Source organism: Pseudomonas sp. UBA6699 (assembly GCF_002454615.1).
GTDB lineage: Bacteria > Pseudomonadota > Gammaproteobacteria > Pseudomonadales > Pseudomonadaceae > Aquipseudomonas > Aquipseudomonas juntendi.
The window spans coordinates 16,860-32,436 of record NZ_DKJF01000053.1 but is presented as its reverse complement, the minus strand read 5'-3'; the positions used below and the strand labels follow the sequence as shown (position 1 = coordinate 32,436).

The 15,577-nt window shown below is 62.7% G+C and carries 13 protein-coding genes; 12 read left to right on the top strand and 1 reads right to left on the bottom strand.

The annotated features are described in order from the left end of the window. Positions 1 to 9: 9 nt before the first annotated feature. The 6 genes from gap to B3361_RS10230 all read left to right on the top strand — a co-directional run bounded on the left by gap (position 10) and on the right by B3361_RS10230 (position 6,760). Positions 10 to 1,011: a type I glyceraldehyde-3-phosphate dehydrogenase gene (gene gap / locus B3361_RS10255; protein WP_054881597.1), complete on the top strand. Its 1,002-nt coding sequence runs from the start codon at positions 10 to 12 to the stop codon at positions 1,009 to 1,011. A gap of 191 nt (positions 1,012 to 1,202) precedes the next feature. Continuing rightward, positions 1,203 to 1,715, top strand: coding sequence for an RNA polymerase sigma factor (locus B3361_RS10250; protein ID WP_054881596.1), 513 nt, complete (start codon positions 1,203 to 1,205; stop codon positions 1,713 to 1,715). Positions 1,716 to 1,805: 90 nt separating this feature from the next. Beyond that, the gene (locus B3361_RS10245) at positions 1,806 to 2,768 is read left to right on the top strand and encodes a FecR family protein (protein WP_286920199.1); all 963 of its coding nucleotides are present in this window, start codon (positions 1,806 to 1,808) and stop codon (positions 2,766 to 2,768) included. A gap of 180 nt (positions 2,769 to 2,948) precedes the next feature. Then, positions 2,949 to 5,537, top strand: a complete 2,589-nt coding sequence (locus tag B3361_RS10240; RefSeq protein WP_054881594.1) for a TonB-dependent receptor — start codon at positions 2,949 to 2,951, stop codon at positions 5,535 to 5,537. A gap of 161 nt (positions 5,538 to 5,698) precedes the next feature. Then, positions 5,699 to 6,292 carry a biliverdin-producing heme oxygenase gene (locus tag B3361_RS10235; protein ID WP_009683391.1) on the top strand — a complete coding sequence of 198 codons (594 nt, stop codon included), beginning with the start codon at positions 5,699 to 5,701 and terminating at the stop codon, positions 6,290 to 6,292. A 54-nt stretch (positions 6,293 to 6,346) separates the two neighbouring features. After that, entirely contained in the window at positions 6,347 to 6,760 is a 414-nt protein-coding gene (locus B3361_RS10230) for a YbaN family protein (protein WP_154211641.1), read from the top strand. On the opposite strand, the gene arcD (B3361_RS10225) is transcribed toward B3361_RS10230, so the two are convergent. After that, positions 6,740 to 8,167 carry an arginine-ornithine antiporter gene (gene arcD / locus B3361_RS10225; protein WP_054906274.1) on the bottom strand — a complete coding sequence of 476 codons (1,428 nt, stop codon included), beginning with the start codon at positions 8,165 to 8,167 and terminating at the stop codon, positions 6,740 to 6,742. The genes B3361_RS10230 and arcD (B3361_RS10225) overlap by 21 nt on opposite strands. 433 nt (positions 8,168 to 8,600) lie before the next feature. Between arcD (B3361_RS10225) and arcD (B3361_RS10220) the strand changes: the two genes are divergently transcribed. The 6 genes from arcD (B3361_RS10220) (at position 8,601) to B3361_RS10195 (ending at position 15,506) form a co-directional block, all read left to right on the top strand. Beyond that, a complete protein-coding gene (gene arcD, locus B3361_RS10220; RefSeq protein ID WP_009683388.1) occupies positions 8,601 to 10,028 on the top strand; it encodes an arginine-ornithine antiporter in 1,428 nt (475 codons plus the stop codon). 32 nt (positions 10,029 to 10,060) lie between these two features. Then, a complete protein-coding gene (arcA, locus tag B3361_RS10215; protein WP_009683387.1) occupies positions 10,061 to 11,314 on the top strand; it encodes an arginine deiminase in 1,254 nt (417 codons plus the stop codon). A 68-nt stretch (positions 11,315 to 11,382) separates the two neighbouring features. Next, complete coding sequence (locus B3361_RS10210; protein WP_009683386.1) at positions 11,383 to 12,393, top strand: ornithine carbamoyltransferase; 1,011 nt, start codon at positions 11,383 to 11,385, stop codon at positions 12,391 to 12,393. A 164-nt stretch (positions 12,394 to 12,557) separates the two neighbouring features. Next, positions 12,558 to 13,487: a carbamate kinase gene (gene arcC, locus B3361_RS10205; protein WP_009683385.1), complete on the top strand. Its 930-nt coding sequence runs from the start codon at positions 12,558 to 12,560 to the stop codon at positions 13,485 to 13,487. 56 nt (positions 13,488 to 13,543) lie between these two features. Beyond that, entirely contained in the window at positions 13,544 to 13,912 is a 369-nt protein-coding gene (locus B3361_RS10200; RefSeq protein WP_054905896.1) for a DUF5064 family protein, read from the top strand. 85 nt (positions 13,913 to 13,997) lie between these two features. After that, on the top strand, positions 13,998 to 15,506 hold the full coding sequence (locus B3361_RS10195) for a sigma-54-dependent transcriptional regulator (RefSeq protein ID WP_029885501.1): 1,509 nt from the start codon (positions 13,998 to 14,000) through the stop codon (positions 15,504 to 15,506). Positions 15,507 to 15,577 lie beyond the last annotated feature (71 nt).

Sequence of the window (15,577 nt, the reverse complement as noted above, 5' to 3'; positions counted from 1 at the left end):
GGTACTGCCATGACCCTTCGCATCGCCATCAATGGATTCGGCCGCATCGGCCGCAACGTCCTGCGCGCACTGTATACCCAAGGCTACCGCCAGGACCTGCAGGTCGTCGCCATCAACGACCTGGGCGACAGCGCCATGAACGCCCACCTGCTCAAGTACGACAGCGTGCACGGCACCTTCGACGCCACGGTCGAGGCCGACCACGAAAGCCTCACGGTCAATGGTGACCGTATCGCGGTCAGTGCCATTCGCAACCCGGCCGAACTGCCGTGGAAGGCCGAAGCGATCGATGTGGTGTTCGAATGCACCGGGTTGTTTACCGAGCGGGCCAAGGCAGCTGCCCACCTGGCTGCCGGGGCGGGCAAGGTGATTGTCTCGGCGCCGGCCAAAGGGGCTGATGCCACCGTGGTGTACGGGGTCAACCATGACGTGCTGCGGGCTTCGCACCAGGTCATATCCAACGCCTCGTGCACCACCAACTGCCTGGCACCGATCGCCCAGGTGCTGCACCGCGAGTTCGGCATCGAGCAAGGCCTGATGACCACCATCCACGCCTATACCAACGACCAGGTGCTGACCGACGTTTACCACAGCGACCCGTACCGCGCGCGCTCGGCAACCCAGTCGATGATCCCCAGCAAGACCGGCGCGGCCGAGGCGGTAGGCCTGGTATTGCCGGAACTGGCCGGCAAACTGACCGGTATGGCCGTGCGGGTCCCAGTGATCAACGTGTCGCTGGTGGACCTGACCGTGAACCTCAAACGCGAGGCCACCGCCGAGCAGGTCAACCAGTTGTTCCTCGAGGCGAGCAAGCATTCCAAGGTCTTGGGCTATAACGCGTTGCCATTGGTTTCCTGCGATTTCAACCACAACCCGCTGTCGTCGATCTTCGATGCCAACCACACCCGCGCCAACGGGCGCATGCTCAAGGTGCTGGCCTGGTATGACAACGAGTGGGGCTTCAGCAACCGCATGCTGGATAACTGCCTGGCGTTGTGCAGGGCACGGTGAGCCTGACGGGGCACTTTTGGCGCCTGTGAGACCCGGCGCCGCGCGGGCGGCGCTCGGTCTCGAATACACAGAACATCCTCCCCCAGCCACCAGCGGGCTCACAATCTTTACCTTTTCCTAACATTCCCAGACTTGACCTTTCGCATAGATGATAAGCATTATCATTAGCTTTTGGTCGGTCAGGTCTTCTCGTGAGTCAGTCCCGGTTCAACGCCGTCTTCCTCCTCCAGCGCCTTTCCCTGCTGCGCACCCTGCAGCGCATGGTCGGCAACCCCAGCACCGCCGAGGACCTGCTGCAGGAAACCTACCTGCGGGTGTCGCGCGCCCTGGGCGAGCGGCCTGTCGAGCACATCGAACCTTTCGTGTTCCAGACGGCCCGCAACCTGGCGCTCGACCACCTGCGCGCCCGCCGGGTGCAGGCCCGCATGCTGGTCGACGACGTGCCCGACGAGGTGCTGCACAGCGTGGCCGCACCGGCCAGCAGCAGCGAGGATGCCGCGCACGCCGAACAACTGCTCAAGCACCTGAGCATCAGCCTGAACCAGCTGAGCGAGCGCCAGCAGCGCATCTTCATTCTCAGCCGCCTGCATGGCGCCACCTACCTGGAAATTGCCGAGCAACTGAATGTTTCGGCCAGTACGGTACAAAAGGAACTGAAGCTGATCATGGCCATCTGCATGGGCGTCGCCGAGCGCCTGAAGTGAACCGGCCGCTGGCCAGCCCCTCAACGTAAAGCCCTTGCCACACCACGCCGCAGCCTTGATCATTTGCAAAAAACCACGCAAGGATTCCCCGTGACCGACAGCCCCGCCCCTCACCCGTCACCTGCCGGGCCCAATGCCCGTGCGCGTGCCATGGACGAGGCGCTGGAATGGCTGGTACGCCTGCAAGGCGCCGATGCCGAAGACACCCTCGCCTTCCAGGCCTGGTTGAGCGCAGCGCCAGAAAACGCCGAAGCCTATGTCGAGGCAGAAGCGCTGTGGAACGGTATGCCGCTGCACCAGGTGGCCACGCAGATGCACCGGCAGCAGCGTCGGTCGTGGCGCGGGCGCCTGCGCAGCCACTGGAAGCCGTTGGCGACGGCAGCCGTGCTGCTGGTTGGGCTGGTGACCTTCGGCAACCTGCCGACACGCCTGCAGGCCGACCACCTGACCGTGGTCGGCGAACGCCAGCGCCTGCAACTGGACGATGGCGCGAAGGTGCTGCTGAATACCAATTCGGCGTTCGCCAGTGACCGCCGCGGCGGCCGCCAGGTCGCGCGCCTGCTGCAGGGTGAAGCCTACTTCCAGGTGCCGCAGAACGCGCCGATGCCGCTGGAAGTCCAGGCCGGGCCATTGCGCGCGCAAGCACGCGATACCGATTTCGCCGTGCGCTACCTCAACGGTGAAGCGCAACTGCGGGTGCAGCGCGGCGATGTCGACCTGCAAGGTGCGCGTGACCAGCGCATACGCCTCAGCGCTGGCGACAGCATCAGTGTGGGCCCCCAGGGCATTGGCCAGCGCCAGCGCCCCGACATGCACAAGGACCTGGCCTGGGTCGATGGCCGCCTGGTGTTCGAAAACTGCCCGCTGAGCCAGGTACTGGCCGAAGTCCGGCGCTATTACCCCGGCTGGATCATCAACCGCAATACCCAGCTGGATGACATTGCCGTAACCGGCAACTACCGCCTCGACCAGCCGCTGGAAACCCTGCGCGCGCTGGCTCACATCACCTCCGCCCAGTTGCATGAGTACCCGGCGCTGGTCATCCTGAACTGACTGTTTGCCTCCCCTGCGGCCACGCCGCCGCGCAGCCCGGCATGCCTGTTCAACGCTTTTGCATTTATTTTTACGCGGTTTTGCGCCCCCATCCGTCTCGTTATAGCCAATGCAACTGATTCTTGTTTAACAAACGAGAACAGACACCTATAACTGTCTGCACGTTTGGGAGCGCTTTCGATGTACACAGGTATTACCCGCTCGTCTTCCCTTCCCCGCCGTACCGGGCAGCTTTCGCTGCTGACCTTGGCATTGCTCGCCAGCGGCGCCTGCAGCCTGCCGGCGCTGGCTGCCGAACCGGCCCGCGCCAGCAGCCCGCGCATGGGCGATTACCGCTTCAGCATCGGCCAGCAACCGCTGGTGTCGGCCATCAACGCCTTCAGCCAGGTCACCGGTTGGCAGGTTGGCTTCAGCGCCGAGTTGGCCGAAGGCGTGGCCTCACCCGGTGTACAGGGTGCGCTGCCGCCAGATGCCGCGCTCAAGCGCCTGTTGCAGGGCACCGGGCTGAGCTTTCGCAAGATCGGCAATGCCAATGTGGTACTCGAACGCCAGGCCGCGAACAATGTGATCGCGCTGCAGCAAGTGACCGTCAGCGCCACCCGCAGTGCCCAGGACGTGAGCCAGGTGCCGAGCACGGTCAGCGTGCAGACCCGAGCGCAACTGGACCGCCAGAACGTCAACAACATCCAGGACCTGGTGCGTTACGAACCGGGTGTGTCGGTGGCCGGCACCGGCCAGCGCAGTGGCCTGAACGGCTACAACATCCGCGGTATCGACGGCGAGCGGATTCTCACCCAGGTCGACGGTGTGGCGATCCCCGACAGTTTCTTCTACGGCCCCTACGCGCAAACCCAACGCAACTATGTCGACCCGGAAATCGTCAAGCGCGTGGAAATCCTGCGCGGCCCGGCCTCGGTGCTGTATGGCAGCAATGCGATCGGCGGCGCGGTCAGCTACTTCACCCTCGACCCCGACGACATCATCAAGCCAGGCAAGGATGTTGGCGCACGCCTGAAAAGCGGTTACAGCTCGGCGGACGAAAGCTGGCTGACCTCGGCCACCGTCGCCGGGCGTCAGGGCGATGTCGACGGCCTGCTGCACCTGAGCCAGCGCAATGGCCACGAGACCGAGACCCAAGGCCATCACAGCGGCGCCGGCCTGGCCCGTACCGAAGCCAACCCGATGGACGTGCGCACCACCAACGTGCTGGCCAAGGCAGGCTGGAACTACGCTGACGACGCCCGCCTGGGCGTTACTTACGAGCGCTACAAGGATGACCGCGACCAGAATATCCTCAGCGCCGCGGGAGGGCCGTTCATACCCGGGTTCGGGGGCATGGGCTACTACAAGGCGCGCAGCGGCAACGACACCATCACCCGCGAACGCTTCGGCATCAACCATGAATTCGGCCTGGACACGCTGTTCGCTGACCAGGTGAAGTGGAGCCTGAACTACCAGGTCGCCAAGACCGACCAGCACACCGATGAAATCTATGCGCCACCTGGCCGCCAGGTACTGCGCACCCGCGACACACGTTACAAGGACCGCCAGTGGGTATTCGATGCCCAGCTGGACAAAGCCTTCAGCATCGGCAGCACCGACCACTTGCTGACCTACGGCACCACCCTCAAGCACGAGAAAATCACCGGGTCGCGCAGCGGCACGGGCACCTGCCTGGCCGTAGGCTCGGGTTGCGCTGCCGCCGGCGCGCCGCGCCCGGCCGACGGCCAGGTGCTGGTCAGTGATTTCCCGGACCCGACCGTGAACACCTACAGCCTGTTCGTGCAGGATGAAATCCGCTGGAACCGCTGGACCTTCCTGCCAGGCGCCCGTTACGACTACACGCGCATGCAGCCCAAGTTCACCGAGGCGTTCCTGCGTGGCCTGGAGTCCACCGCCACCGCGCCCACCTCCCAGGACGACTCGGACAAGACGTGGCACCGCGTCTCGCCCAAGTTCGGCCTGACCTACGCCTTCGATGACCACTACACCTGGTACGGCCAGTACGCTGAGGGCTTCCGCACGCCGACCGCCAAGTCCATGTACGGGAAATTCGTCAACCTAGACCAAGGCTACCGGGTAGAAGGCAACCCAGGGCTGGAGCCTGAAAAGAGCAAGGGCTACGAAACCGGCCTGCGCGGCAACTTCGACGCCGGTAACTTCGACGTGGCGGTGTTCTACAACAAGTACCGCGACTTCATCGACGAAGACGCCGTGCAGAGCGCCAACCTGGAACAGACCTTCCAGGCCAACAACATCAAGCACGCCACCATCAAGGGCGCCGAGGTCAAGGGCCGCCTCAACCTTGACCACTTCGGAGCGCCACAAGGCCTGTATACCCAGGGCTCGATTGCCTATACCTATGGCCGTAACGATGACACCGGCGAACCGCTGAACACGGTCAACCCGCTCAAAGGCGTGTTCGGCCTGGGTTACGAGCAACACAACTATGGTGGCTTGCTGAGCTGGACGCTGGTCAAGCGCAAGACCCGGGTCGACGACAGCACCTTCTACTCGCCAGACGGTTCGAGCACGAAGTTCCGCACGCCAGGCTATGGCGTGCTGGACCTGACCGGTTTCTACAAGGTGACCGACGACGTCACCATCAACGCCGGGCTGTACAACCTGACCGACAAGAAATACTGGCAGTGGGACTCGGTACGCAGCTATGACGGCCAGGGTGAAGCGGCTGTGACCCAGCCGGCCAACATCGACCGTTTGAGCATGCCGGGGCGCAACTTCGGCATCAATGTGGTGTGGGATATCTGAAGGTTTCAGGTTTGCAGCGCCTGTGGGATCAGGCGCCGCCCGCGCGGCGCCCGATCCCACAGGCAACGCAATGACCCGTCTGTAGATACCCGGTTTTTTTTACTGTTCCGCCCCCGCTGCTTCGTCTTGTCTCTAGACGCCCTCTTTCCAAGGACTGCCCCATGATCGACCGCCCAGCCTTGCGCTCCCAGCGCCTGAACCAGATCACCCACGCCCCGCACGCCGAGCTGGATGCCCTGGTCAAGTCCCACGCCCCATTCGACAGCCGCGAAAGTTTCGCCCGCTTCGTGGTCGCCCAGTACCTGTTCCAATCCGAGCTGCAGGCCCTGTACAACGACCCGCAACTGATCGCCATCGTCCCCGACCTGGCCGCGCGCTGCCGGGCCGACCAAGCCCGCCTCGACCTCGCCGACCTCGACACCCAGGTGCCGGCCGCGGTGCCGGGTGCCTTGGCCAATCCGAGCCTGGGCGAGGCAATGGGCTGGATCTTCGTCTCCGAAGGCTCCAAACTGGGCGCTGCGTTTCTGATCAAACGGGCCGCAGCGCTGGGCCTGTCCGACAGCTTCGGCGCCCGGCACCTGGGCGAGCCGGCCGGTGGCCGTGCTGAAGGCTGGAAGCAGTTCACCCGCATCCTGGATGCCCTGGACCTGTCGGCCGAAGAAGACGCGGCTGCCGAGCGCGGCGCAGTAGCGGCATTCGAGCGCTTCACCGAGCTGCTCAAGCATGCCTATGCTGCAGATGCTGCGCTGGTTTGATACGCCTTAGCCAGCCACCCTTCTGGTGGCCGCACCGTTTTTTGCAGTGAGACCATGACCCGACCCGCCCGCTCGAAACTCGCCCGCCTGCTGTATGGAATACTGGCTTACGTGAGCCTGGGGGTGGGTCTGGTCGCGATCGTCATTCCCGGCCTGCCAACCACCGAATTCATCCTGCTGGCAGCGTGGGCTGCAACGCGCAGTTCGCCACGGTTGTCGGCCTGGCTGGAAAACCACCGCCTGTTTGGGCCGATTCTGTACAACTGGCGCAACGGCAAGGTGATCCAGCGCCGCGCCAAGGTCAGCGCTACCTTCAGCATGCTGCTCTGTGCAGGCCTGATGCTGACCTTTCTTGAACACCACTGGCCGGTATTCCTCGCCATCGCCGGCATGACCCTGGGCAACCTGTGGATCTGGTCACGCCCGGAGCACGCCTGCGCAGCCCCATCACAAGCTCAGCAACCCTGAATACAGGGCGTAGGCGGCCAGCGCCGCGCCTGCCAGCACGGCCGCGAAAATCAGCTTTTCCCACGTGGTGAACAGGGTTTGCCGCTGCTCATGCTTGGCCCTGGCGAACAGGATCACGCCCGGGGCATACAGCAATGCCGACAACAGCAGGTACTTGAGCCCGCCGGCATACAGCAGCCAGATGGCGTAGAGCAAGGCAACCAGCGCCACCAGCACGTCTTTGCGCCGCAACCGTGGCTGCGCGGCGTAGCTCTCGCCACGCACCGCCAGCAGCAGCGCATAGGCCGCCGACCACAGGTAAGGCACCAGGATCATCGACGACGCCAGGTAGATCAGGCTGGTGTAAGTGCCGGCCGAGAACAACGTGATCAGCAGGAAACCCTGGATCATGCAGTTGGTGAGCCACAGGGCATTGGCCGGTACATGGTTGGCGTTTTCCTTGGCCAGGAAGCGCGGCATGGTCTTGTCACGAGCGGTGGCGTAAAGAATCTCGGCACACAACAATGCCCAGGAAAGCAACGCCCCCAGCAGCGAAACCGCCAGGCCGATACTGATCAGCAATGCGCCCCAAGGGCCGACGATATGCTCCAGCACCGACGCCAGCGAAGGGTTCTGCAAACCGGCAAGCTCCGGCTGGGTCATCACCCCGAGGGACAGCACGTTGACCAGCACCAGTAGCGCCAGCACACCGAGAAAGCCGATGACCGTGGCCTTGCCCACATCGGAGCGGCGCTGGGCCCGCCCGGAGTAGACGCTGGCGCCCTCGATGCCGATGAACACGAATACGGTCACCAGCATCATGTTGCGCACCTGCTCCAGCACACCTCCGAACTGAGGGTTGCTCAACCCCCAGATATCCCGGGTGAAGATATCGGCGCGGAAGGCGAATGCGGCAATCACCACGAAAATCAGGATGGGCACCACTTTGGCCACGGTGGTCACCTGGTTGATGAACGCCGCCTCCTTGATGCCGCGCAAGACCAGAAAGTGCACCGCCCACAGCAGGACTGAGGCACAACCGATGGCGACAGGCGTATTGCCCTCGCCAAATACAGGGAAGTAGAAACCCAGGGTGCTGAACAGCAATACGAAGTAACCGACGTTGCCCAGCCAGGCGCTGATCCAGTAGCCCCAGGCCGATGAGAAGCCCATGTAGTCGCCAAAACCGGCTTTGGCGTAGGCATATACTCCCGAGTCCAGTTCCGGCTTGCGGTTGGCCAGGGTCTGGAACACGGAGGCCAGGGCCAGCATGCCCACCGCAGTGATGGTCCAGCCGATCAGCACCGCCCCTACATCGGCACGCGCCGCCATGTTCTGCGGCAACGAGAATATCCCGCCGCCAATCATCGAGCCGACCACCAACGCGATCAGCGCGCCCAAGCGTAGCTTCTGACCCGGTTCGCTCATGTATCCCCCGTTTTTCGCCAATGTCGTACGAATGCAACAGCGTTTGCGGCCATATAGAAACGCTTGCTTATAGTGAACCCATTCACAAAATGACGCGCGGTAATAACAGTTTTATCTATAAATAGATTCTGTAAAAACTAGCAGCTAGATAGTCACTGGAAAAGAAAGTGATAAAACTCGAAATATGCGTAAAAAAGTGGCGAAAGCCGCGAAAGCGACTAGCGTCAAGCATCGCAGGTTGAACAGAGCGTTTGCTCTAGAATGACATGGAGGTGCCAGTGCGCAAGGCCTGCAGCTTGAGATGTCGGCACACTCCAGGAGCACCGTGAAGGTTTTTTCCTACTTCACGGCACCATGACCTGACCCACGTCAGCGAATGGCTGAGACGGCGGATTTATGCTGTCGTCAACTTTCTCCTGGCAGGAGTTGTTAAATGTCTGATTCATCCGGAAAATTGAAACTCGGTGCATTAGTTGCACTCGTGGTCGGCTCGATGATTGGCGGCGGCATATTCTCCCTGCCGCAGAACATGGCGGCCAGCGCAGGGGTTGGCGCGGTACTGATCGGCTGGGCCATCACTGCCGTGGGCATGCTGACCCTGGCCTTCGTGTTCCAGACCCTGGCCAACCGCAAACCAGACCTCGATGGCGGGGTTTATGCCTACGCCAAGGCCGGCTTTGGCGACTACATGGGCTTTTCTTCGGCCTGGGGCTACTGGATCAGTGCCTGGCTGGGCAACGTCGGCTACTTCGTGCTGCTGTTCAGCACCCTGGGCTACTTCTTCCCGGTCTTTGGCGAGGGCAACACGCCAGCCGCCATCATCGGCGCCTCGCTACTGCTATGGGCCGTGCATTTCCTGGTCTTGCGCGGCATCAAGGAAGCGGCGTTCATCAACCTGGTGACCACCGTGGCTAAGGTGGTGCCGCTGGTGCTGTTCGCCCTGATCTGCCTGTTCGCCTTCAAGCTGGACATCTTCACCGCCGACATCTGGGGCCGGGGCACGCCCGAACTGGGCAGTGTGATGAACCAGGTCCGCAACATGATGCTGGTCACCGTATGGGTGTTCATCGGTATCGAGGGTGCGAGCATCTTCTCGTCACGCGCCGAAAAGCGCGCCGACGTGGGCAAGGCCACGGTCATCGGCTTCGTGACCGTGCTGTTGTTCCTGGTACTGGTCAATGTGCTGTCGCTGGGCATCATGACCCAACCGGAACTGGCGAAGCTGCAGAACCCGTCGATGGCCGCCGTGCTGGAGCATGTGGTCGGCCACTGGGGGGCGGTACTGATCAGTGTCGGCCTGATCATCTCGTTGCTGGGGGCCTTGCTGTCGTGGGTGCTGCTGTGCGCCGAAATCATGTTCGCCGCCGCCAAGGACCACACCATGCCGGCATTCCTGCGCCGCGAGAACGCCAACCAGGTACCGGCCAATGCGCTGTGGCTGACCAACGCCATGGTGCAGGTCTTCCTGGTGATCACGCTGTTTTCCAGCAGCACCTACCTGTCGCTGATCTACCTCGCCACCTCCATGATTCTGGTGCCCTACCTGTGGTCGGCGGCCTACGCCTTCCTGCTGGCGCTGCGCAGCGAAACCTATGAGCAGGCCCTGGCCGAACGCAAGAAAGACTTGATCATCGGCGCTATCGCCCTGCTGTACGCCATCTGGCTGCTGTACGCCGGCGGTGTGAAATACCTGCTGCTGTCGGCATTGCTGTACGCCCCTGGCGCGATCCTGTTCGCCAAGGCCAAGCGTGAAGTGGGCCAACCCATCTTCACCAACGTGGAAAAGCTGATCTTCGCCGCCGTGGTGATCGGCGCCCTGGTGGCAGCCTATGGCCTGTACGACGGCTTCCTGACCCTTTGACCACGCTTTCGTCCCATTGGAGGAATGAAACCATGTCCGCTGAAAAACAGAAGTACGGTGTGCACTCCGAGGCCGGCAAGCTGCGCAAAGTCATGGTGTGCGCACCGGGCCTGGCGCACAAGCGCCTGACGCCGAGCAACTGTGACGAACTGCTGTTCGACGATGTGATCTGGGTCGACCAGGCCAAGCGTGACCACTTCGACTTTGTCACCAAGATGCGTGAGCGTGGCGTGGATGTGCTGGAAATGCACAACCTGCTGACCGACATCGTGCAGCAACCGGAAGCGCTGAAGTGGATTCTGGACCGCAAGATCACCGCCGATACCGTCGGCGTGGGCCTGACCAATGAAGTGCGCAGCTGGCTGGAAGGTCTCGAACCGCGCCACTTGGCCGAATTCCTGATCGGCGGCGTGGCCGGCCAGGACCTGCCGCAGAGCGAAGGCGCCGAAGTGGTCAAGATGTACAACGACTACCTGGGGCACTCCAGCTTCATCCTGCCACCTTTGCCCAACACCCAGTTCACCCGTGACACCACCTGCTGGATCTACGGCGGCGTCACGTTGAACCCGATGTACTGGCCAGCACGGCGCCAGGAAACGCTACTCACCACCGCCATCTACAAATTCCACCCGGCGTTCACCAGCGCCGACTTCCAGGTGTGGTATGGCGACCCGGACAAGGACCACGGCAACGCCACGCTCGAGGGTGGCGACGTGATGCCGATCGGTAATGGCGTGGTGCTGATCGGCATGGGCGAGCGCACCTCGCGCCAGGCCATCGGTCAGTTGGCCCAGAGCCTGTTCGCCCACGGTGCGGTCAGGGAAGTGGTGGTCGCCGGCCTGCCCAAGTCGCGCGCCGCCATGCACCTGGACACCGTGTTCAGTTTCTGCGACCGCGACCTGGTCACGGTCTTCCCGGAAGTGGTCAAGGAAATCGTGCCGTTCATCATTCGCCCGGACGAAAGCAAGCCGTATGGCATGGACGTGCGCCGCGTGAACAAGTCGTTCATCGACGTGGTCGGCGAACAGCTCGGGGTCAAGCTGCGGGTGGTCGAAACCGGCGGCAACAGCTTCGCCGCCGAACGCGAACAGTGGGATGACGGCAACAACGTGGTGGCCCTCGAACCAGGCGTGGTCATCGGCTACGACCGTAATACCTACACCAACACCCTGCTGCGCAAGGCTGGCATCGAGGTCATCACCATCAGCGCCGGCGAACTGGGCCGGGGCCGGGGCGGCGGCCACTGCATGACCTGCCCGATCATTCGTGACCCCATCGATTACTAACGCCCATTACCCCGGCCGCGCTTACCCAGCGGCGGCCGGTGCGTTCACCCTACCCAAGGAGAAAAGTCATGGCGTTCAACATTCACAACCGCAACCTGCTGAGCCTGGAACACCACACCACGCGCGAGTTGCGCTACCTGCTGGACCTGTCCCGCGACCTCAAGCGCGCCAAGTACACCGGCACCGAACAGCAACACCTGAAGGGCAACAACATTGCCCTGATCTTCGAAAAAACCTCCACCCGCACCCGCTGCGCCTTCGAAGTGGCGGCCTACGACCAGGGTGCCAATGTCACCTATATCGACCCCAACTCATCGCAGATCGGCCACAAGGAAAGCATGAAGGACACCGCCCGCGTACTCGGGCGCATGTACGACGCCATCGAATACCGTGGCTTCAAGCAGGAAATCGTCGAGGAGCTGGCCAAGTTCGCCGGGGTGCCGGTGTTCAACGGCCTGACCGACGAGTATCACCCTACCCAGATGATCGCCGACGTGCTGACCATGCGCGAGCACAGCGACAAGCCGTTGCACGACATCAGCTACGCCTACCTGGGCGATGCGCGCAACAACATGGGCAACTCGCTGCTGCTGATCGGCGCCAAACTCGGCATGGACGTGCGCATCGCCGCGCCCAAGGCGCTGTGGCCACATGAGGACCTGGTTGAGCGCTGCAAGCAGTACGCAGAAGAAAGTGGCGCGCGTATCACCCTGACCGAAGACCCGCTGGCCGCGGTCAAGGGCGTGGACTTCGTGCACACCGACGTGTGGGTATCGATGGGTGAACCGATCGAGGCCTGGGGCGAGCGTATCAAGCTGCTCAAGCCTTACCAGGTGAATGCGCAACTGATGAAGGCCACTGGCAACCCCCGCACCAAGTTCATGCATTGCCTGCCGGCGTTCCACAACTCCGAAACCAAGGTGGGCAAGCAGATTGCCGAACAGTACCCGGACTTGGCCAACGGCATCGAAGTGACCGACGACGTATTCGAGTCGCCCGCTTGCATTGCCTTCGAGCAGGCGGAAAACCGCATGCACACAATCAAGGCGATCCTGGTTTCGACCCTGGCTGACCTCTGAAAGCGGCAAGCGGCAAGCGGCAAGCTGAAAGCTGAAAGCTGAAAGCTGAAAGCAGCTGATCACACCGGCCTGCTTCTGCTTGCGACTTGCGACTTGCAACTTGCAACTTGCAACTTGCCGCTTGCCGCTTGCACCCCCAAGCCCACCTCAAAAGGACATTCCCCATGCGTATCGTTGTTGCATTGGGCGGCAACGCCCTGCTGCGCCGCGGCGAACCCATGACCGCTGACAACCAGCGTGCCAATATCCGCACCGCCGCCGAACAGATCGCCAAGATCCACCCCGGCAACGAGCTGGTCATTGCCCACGGTAACGGCCCGCAGGTCGGCCTGCTGTCGTTGCAGGGCCTTTCCTACAAACCGGACGAGGCTTACCCGCTGGACGTGCTGGGCGCCGAGACCGAGGGCATGATCGGCTATATGATCGAGCAGGAGCTGGGCAACCTGCTGGCCTTCGAAGTGCCGTTCGCGACCTTGCTGACCCAGGTTGAAGTCGACGCCAACGATCCGGCCTTCAAGGACCCGACCAAGTTCATCGGCCCGGTCTACAGCAAAGACGAGGCCGAGCGCCTGGCCAACGAGAAGGGCTGGGTGGTCAAGCCTGACGGCGACAAGTACCGACGTGTGGTGGCCAGCCCGAAACCCAAGCGCATCTTTGAAATCCGCCCGATCAAGTGGCTGCTGGAAAAGAGCAGCATCGTGATTTGCGCGGGCGGCGGCGGCATCCCCACCCTGTACGATGAAAACCACAAGCTCAAAGGGGTGGAGGCGGTCATCGACAAAGACCTGTGCTCGGCGCTGCTGGCAGAGCAACTGGAAGCCGACCTTCTGATCATCGCCACCGACGTGGATGCGGCGTACATTGACTGGGGTAAACCTACGCAGAAAGCCATCGCCCAAGCGCACCCCGACGAACTGCAGCGGCTGGGTTTTGCCGCGGGGTCCATGGGGCCGAAAGTGCAGGCCGCCTGTGATTTTGCCCGCCATACCGGCAAGGTGGCAGTGATCAGTTCGCTGGAAAACATCGAGGAAATTGTCAAAGGCACAGCCGGCACCCGGGTTTCGACCGCGAAGCCGGGGATCAGCTACCGTTGAATGCAGTGGGCGGGCCTGCGCGGCCCGTCATTTTCGACCTTCCCAAGGAGCTTTCCATGGCCCAGTACCACCCCGGTCATGTACACATCGAGCGCATTGCGCTGAACAAAGATGACCACAGCTATGACCTGAACATCGAATACGAGGCAGTGTCGGACCCCAAGGAAGGTAGAGGCATTCAGTTCCGCATGCATGGCAGCATCGAAGGCAAGGCAGTCGATGAAGCGTTCTTCCTGCCCAAGGACCAGGCCCTGCCCAGCTTTCTCATGCTGCTGACGCGCAGGGCGCAAGCGTACCTGCCGTCGCCGAAGAAATTCGAAAACCTGAGTTCACCGCACAAGCTCTATGACCATATGTTCGCGGACATTCGCGAAAAATTGGATGTGAAGTCGGGCGACCCGATCAAGCGAGAACACCTGGAGTGATTTTCACAAGTTTGGGGCTGCAAGGCAGCCCCGGCGATGTTGAGGCATACTACCGCCCTCCCCGGCCACCACCCTCTACGTCCCCATGCGCATCCACGTCAGCTTCATCGACCGCGTCGGCATCACTCAGGAAGTGCTAGCCCTGCTCGGTGCCCGCAACCTCAACCTGGACGCCGTGGAGATGGTCCCGCCGAACGTCTACATCGACGCCCCGACGCTCAGCCCCGCGGTGCTCGAAGAGCTGCACGACGCACTGTTCGAAGTGCACGGGGTTCAGTCGGTGGACGTGGTCGACATCCTTCCCGGGCAACGTCGGCACCTGCAACTGGATGCATTGCTGGCAGCGATGAGCGACCCGGTCCTGGCCGTGGACAGCGCCGGCAAGGTGTTGCTGGCCAACCCGGCGCTGATCGAGCTGTGCGGCCGCGAATCGGCCGGGCGCTCGGTGGGCGAGCTGTTCGGCGACGCCGGGCTGCTGCAGGCGCTTCTGGACAACAACTTCCACCTGCCCATGCGCGAGATGCAACTGAACGGCCACAGCCTGCTGCTCGATGCCATGCCCATTACCAACGCCGGTGGCCTGCTGACGCTTTACCCGCCATCGCGCATGGGCGAACGCCTGTCGGCCCTGCACCACGACCACGCCGAGGGCTTCGACGCCCTGCTGGGCGAGTCACCGGCCATCCGTACCCTCAAAGCACGCGCCATGCGCGTTGCCGCACTCGATGCGCCGCTGCTGGTGCATGGCGAAACCGGCACCGGCAAAGAGCTGGTGGCCCGCGCCTGCCATGCCATCAGCAGCCGCCAGGCGGCACCGTTCCTGGCGCTGAACTGCGCCGCCCTGCCCGAGAGCCTGGCCGAGAGCGAACTGTTCGGCTACGCACCCGGCGCCTTCACCGGCGCGCAACGCGGCGGCAAGCCGGGGCTGATGGAGCTGGCCAACCAGGGTACGGTGTTTCTGGATGAGATCGGCGAAATGTCACCGTACCTGCAGGCCAAGCTGCTGCGCTTCCTCAGTGACGGCAGCTTCCGCCGGGTGGGCGGCGACCGCGAAGTGAAGGTCGATGTGCGCATCATCAGCGCCACCCACCGCGACCTGGAGCGCATGGTGGCCGAAGGCAGCTTCCGCGAAGACCTGTTCTACCGCCTGAATGTGCTCAACCTGCAGGTACCGCCCCTGCGCGACCGCGGCCAGGACATCCTGATGCTGGCGCACTTCTTCATGCAGCAGGCCTGCACGCAGATCCAGCGCCCAGCCTGCCGGTTGACCCCGGCCACCCATTCGGCGCTGCTGGCCAACCCGTGGCCGGGCAACGTGCGCCAACTGCAGAACGTGATTTTCCGTGCGGCGGCCATCTGCGAAAGCAACCTGGTGGACATCGATGACCTGGACATCGCCGGCACCTCGGTGGCGCGCGGGCAAGATGGCGAAGTGGCCAGCCTGGAGCAAGCCGTGGGCGATTTCGAGCGTGAGCTGCTGCAACGTCTGTACGCCAGCTACCCCTCCACCCGGCAACTGGCTGCGCGCTTGCACACTTCGCACACCGCCATTGCCCAGCGCTTGCGTAAATATGGAATACCCGGCAAAGGCTGATAGTCGTTGCAATAACCCGGTAGTTGTTCAGACCTTTCCTACGCGCGTGAAAGATACTCTCCCACATATGC

Bases quoted from the DNA above. Each gene is read 5' to 3' on its own strand.
- B3361_RS10195 (WP_029885501.1), top strand. From the start codon at position 13,998: ATGCGCATCCACGTCAGCTTCATCGACCGCGTCGGCATCACTCAGGAA.
- arcA (WP_009683387.1), top strand. From the start codon at position 10,061: ATGTCCGCTGAAAAACAGAAGTACGGTGTGCACTCCGAGGCCGGCAAG.
- arcD (WP_054906274.1), bottom strand. From the start codon at position 8,167: ATGAGCGAACCGGGTCAGAAGCTACGCTTGGGCGCGCTGATCGCGTTG.
- B3361_RS10230 (WP_154211641.1), top strand. From the start codon at position 6,347: ATGACCCGACCCGCCCGCTCGAAACTCGCCCGCCTGCTGTATGGAATA.
- B3361_RS10200 (WP_054905896.1), top strand. From the start codon at position 13,544: ATGGCCCAGTACCACCCCGGTCATGTACACATCGAGCGCATTGCGCTG.
- B3361_RS10235 (WP_009683391.1), top strand. From the start codon at position 5,699: ATGATCGACCGCCCAGCCTTGCGCTCCCAGCGCCTGAACCAGATCACC.
- arcC (WP_009683385.1), top strand. From the start codon at position 12,558: ATGCGTATCGTTGTTGCATTGGGCGGCAACGCCCTGCTGCGCCGCGGC.
- gap (WP_054881597.1), top strand. From the start codon at position 10: ATGACCCTTCGCATCGCCATCAATGGATTCGGCCGCATCGGCCGCAAC.
- B3361_RS10210 (WP_009683386.1), top strand. From the start codon at position 11,383: ATGGCGTTCAACATTCACAACCGCAACCTGCTGAGCCTGGAACACCAC.
- B3361_RS10240 (WP_054881594.1), top strand. From the start codon at position 2,949: ATGTACACAGGTATTACCCGCTCGTCTTCCCTTCCCCGCCGTACCGGG.
- arcD (WP_009683388.1), top strand. From the start codon at position 8,601: ATGTCTGATTCATCCGGAAAATTGAAACTCGGTGCATTAGTTGCACTC.